The organism is Zoogloea sp. (assembly GCF_030157465.1).
In the GTDB taxonomy this organism is placed as follows: domain Bacteria; phylum Pseudomonadota; class Gammaproteobacteria; order Burkholderiales; family Rhodocyclaceae; genus Zoogloea.
The window spans coordinates 1-3704 of the sequence record NZ_JAOAUU010000084.1 but is presented as its reverse complement, the minus strand read 5'-3'; the positions used below and the strand labels follow the sequence as shown (position 1 = coordinate 3704).

Annotated in this window: 3 protein-coding genes and 1 pseudogene; 1 reads left to right on the top strand and 3 read right to left on the bottom strand. The window is 64.6% G+C overall.

Annotated features, from left to right (window positions below; translation table 11 throughout):
- Positions 1-170: 170 nt before the first annotated feature.
- A complete protein-coding gene (locus Q1W26_RS11095) occupies positions 171-323 on the bottom strand; it encodes a DUF3309 family protein (RefSeq protein WP_366143668.1) in 153 nt (50 codons plus the stop codon).
- Positions 324-501: 178 nt separating this feature from the next.
- Here Q1W26_RS11095 and Q1W26_RS11090 point away from each other — a divergent pair, with 178 nt between their 5' ends.
- Positions 502-729 (top strand): glycine zipper 2TM domain-containing protein, encoded by a 228-nt coding sequence (locus tag Q1W26_RS11090; protein WP_366143667.1) that lies wholly within the window; start codon positions 502-504, stop codon positions 727-729.
- A 44-nt stretch (positions 730-773) separates the two neighbouring features.
- Here the strand turns inward: Q1W26_RS11090 and mgtA are convergent, their stop codons facing one another.
- Together mgtA and Q1W26_RS11080 are read right to left on the bottom strand one after the other, a co-directional pair.
- A complete protein-coding gene (gene mgtA / locus Q1W26_RS11085) occupies positions 774-3338 on the bottom strand; it encodes a magnesium-translocating P-type ATPase (protein WP_300439825.1) in 2565 nt (854 codons plus the stop codon).
- Positions 3339-3437: 99 nt separating this feature from the next.
- Positions 3438-3704: pseudogene (locus tag Q1W26_RS11080) on the bottom strand (collagen-like protein); the annotation flags it as partial.

Genomic DNA, 3704 nt, shown 5'->3' with positions numbered 1-3704 from the left:
TTCATTCGTCTCCCGCAGGGGCCGCGGCAGACTGTTGGGGCGACTTCAGTCGCCCATCCCCACGTTGAATCACGGGCAAGCCGTTGATCGGAGTCCGCGGGCGACTGAAGTCGCCCCAACAGGGGCGTGCGTGATGGCCCAGCGCCAAACCTGCCTCCGGGCCCGGCGCGTCAGATCCTTCCCAGCAGGACCAGCACGATCAGGATGACGACGACCAGCCCGAGCCCTCCGCTGGGGCCGTAACCCCAGCTCCGGCTGTGGGGCCACGTCGGGATGGCGCCGATGAGAAGCAGGATCAGCACGATGAGCAGAATGGTTCCGATGGACATTTGATGTCTCCTTGATGGGGCCGTGTATGTACTTCACAGGCTACTCAGGCTCCTTTCTGCGTCTGTGCGATGGCGAACAGACGCTCGGCGGTGCGAGGCCCAGACTTGAATCGTTCTCAAGAGGCCGCGCCGTCCGTGCCGGTCGCATCCATCGAAAGGAAGAGGCCAGATCATGAAAACCACTCAAAAACAAACCCTCCGCGCTGCCACCCTGGGCGTGCTCGCCACGCTGGCCTTGGGACTTGGCGGGTGTGCCGGCATGTCGGCGCAGGACAAGAGCACGGCCATCGGGGCCGGTATCGGTGCGATTGGCGGCTCGGTATTGACCGGCGGCAGCGCCGTCGGCACCGTGGGCGGTGCGGCGGTGGGCGGCGTCATCGGCCACGAGATCAAGAAGTGAACTCGAAGTAATGCCCGGCCCGGCTTTCCCGCCGGGCCTTTTTTTCAAGCCCCGGGCAGTCTCACCGCACGGTGGCTTTCGTACCACCGGTAAAACCCCCTCTTGGCGATTTCGACGACCACGAGATAAGCCAGCGCCATTCCGCCGAGAATGAAATAGAACTGCGCCGGCGGCTGGACAAAGCCGAAGTAGGCGCCCAGCGGCGTAAAGGGCAGCACCGCGCCAAGCGTTGCGATACCCAGTGAGGTTGCCACCAGCGCAGGGTGGGGGCGGCTTTTGAATGGATTGCCGCGGGTGCGGATGATGAAGATCACCAGCACCTGGGTGCACAGCGACTCGATGAACCAGCCGGTCTGAAAGAGCCTGGCGTCCGCGTTGAGCACGTGGAGCATGACGTAGAAGATCAGGAAGTCGAAGGCCGAACTGATGGGGCCGATCACCAGCATGAAATTGCGGATGAAGCCGATGTCCATCACGCGGGGCTTACGCAGCTCCTCGGGGTCTACCTGGTCCAGCGGAATCGGCACTTCGGACATGTCGTAGAGCACGTTGTTGAGCAGGATCTGGGTGGGGAGCATGGGCAGGAAGGGCAGGAACAGGGCTGCGCCGGCCATGCTGAACATGTTTCCGAAGTTGGAGCTGGTGCCCATCATGATGTACTTCATGATGTTGCCGAAGGTGCGCCGGCCTTCCATCACCCCGTCGTAGAGCACGTTGAGATCGTGATCCAGCAGGATCATGTCGGCGGCCTCCTTGGCCACATCCACCGCCGAATCCACCGGCAGGCCCACATCCGCCGCGTGCAGCGAGGGCGCGTCGTTGATGCCGTCGCCCAGGTAGCCGACCACATGCCCGCGGGCCTTGAGGGCGAGGATGACGCGCTCTTTCTGGGCCGGGTTGACGCGGCAGAACAGGTTGGCTTTTTCCACCCGGGCGCGCAGCGCGGTGTCGTCCATCAAGGCCATTTCCTTGCCGGTGAGGACGCCAGTGACCGGAATGTTGAGCTGCCCGCACACGTGCTGGGTAACCAGTTCGCTGTCGCCGGTAACGATCTTTACGCTGATTCCGCTGTCCGTGAGGGCCGCGAGCGCTGCGCCGGCGCTTTCTTTGGGCGGGTCGAGAAACGCGGCAAAGCCCGCGAAGACCAGTTCCGATTCATCGCCGACCATCGCGTGGGCGTGGTCGGCGGACACCTCGCGCCAGGCGATGCCGAGCACCCGAAAGCCCTCTTTTTCGAGATCGGCCTGCACGGCGTGGATCTTTGCGAGGGCCGCTTTATCGAGCGGAGTCCGCGCGGTATTGCCCTGTTCTTCGTAGCTCTTGCACAGGCCGATGATTTCGTCCGGGGCGCCCTTGACCACCAGCAGGCGGCCTTCACCCTTGTCGAGCAGCACCGAGACGCGGCGCCGCTCGAAATCGAAGGGGACTTCGTCGATCTTTTTCCAGGCGCTCACGTCGATTTCTTCGTGGGCCAGGATCGCCTCGTCGAGGGGGCTCTTGAGGCCGGTTTCGAAGAAGCTGTTGAGATAGGCCAGCTCGAGCACCCGTTCGCTCGGCCCGCCTTGCGGATCGGTGTGTTTTTCCAGCCTGATTTTGGCTTCGGTCAGGGTGCCGGTCTTGTCGGTGCATAGCACGTCCATCGACCCCAGGTTCTGGATCGCCGCCAGGCGTTTGACGATCACCTTTTTCCTGGCCATGAGCAGCGCGCCACGGGCCAGCGTGACCGAAACCACCATGGGCAGCAGTTCGGGCGTGAGCCCCACGGCGAGCGCCACGGCAAACAGGAAGGATTCGAGCCACGGCTTGTGCATGAAGGCGTTGACCAGCAGCACGAACAGCACCAGCAGGATCGTCAGGCGCATGATCAGCATGCCGAAACGGTGCGTGCCAATTTCGAAGGATGTCGCCGGCGGTGCCCGGGTCAGGGTGTCGGCAATGGCACCGATGGCGGTGCCGACCCCGGTTCTGACAACCTGGATCCGGGCGCTGCCGCTGATCACGATGGTGCCCATGAACACCGCGTTGGCGGCATCCTGGATGTCGACGGTGCCGGCCGCCAGCTCGCCCGGCCGTTTTTCCACGGGGTAGGGCTCGCCGGTCAGCAAGGCCTGCTTGACGAAGAAGTCGTTCGCTTCGATGACCCGGCCATCGGCGGGAATCATGTCGCCGGCCGAGAGCACCACAAGATCGCCCGGCACGACATCGGTGACGGCAACCTCGATCGGCTTGCCGTCGCGGATCACCCTGGCCCGCACCGAGACCGACTGGCGCAGGCTGGCCGCGGCCTTGCCGGCCCGGTGCTCCTGGACAAAATCCAGCGTGACGCTGAACAGCACCATGACCGAGATGATGATGAAATTGGTCAGCTCGCCGGTCATGGCGGACACCGCGCTGGCCACCAGCAGCAGCACCACCAGCGGATTCTGGAAACGGGTCAGGAACTGCCGCCACAAGGGCTTTTCCTGGTGATCGCGGAACAGGTTGGGGCCATGGCTGGCCAGGCGGGTGCGGGCTTCGGCACTCGACAGGCCGCTGGTTGAAGCGCCGGGTTCGGCCGCGCCTTCGGGCGCTTCCAGCCACCAGGGTTGCGAGGGTGTTTCTGTTGCCATTTCAGGGTCTCCCGCACGCTGGCTGAGGGGGCCTACCCAAGTCCCGCGCCAAGGCAGCGTCAGCGTTTGTTCATGCCGCCTGTGCGCGGGGCGGGAAACTCAGCGCTTGGGTTCCGGTACGACAATCACCGTGTCGCCGCCGGTCTTGCCGGTTTTTCCGGTCTGGCCGGTGTCACCCGTTGCGCCGGTGTTGCCTGCCGCTCCGGTGTCGCCCGTGGCCCCGGTGTAGCCCGGAGCGCCGGTGGAACCGGTCGTTCCCTTGGCGCCGGTATCGCCCGTGGCGCCAGCCGGCCCTGCAGGGCCCGGAACCGGAACAGGCACCGCAACCACGGTCGGCGGCGGGGTTTCCACCTTCGGTTTGTCGCA

Coding starts and splice junctions, on each gene's coding strand:
- Q1W26_RS11090 (WP_366143667.1), top strand. CDS start 502: ATGAAAACCACTCAAAAACAAACCCTCCGCGCTGCCACCCTGGGCGTG.
- mgtA (WP_300439825.1), bottom strand. CDS start 3,338: ATGGCAACAGAAACACCCTCGCAACCCTGGTGGCTGGAAGCGCCCGAA.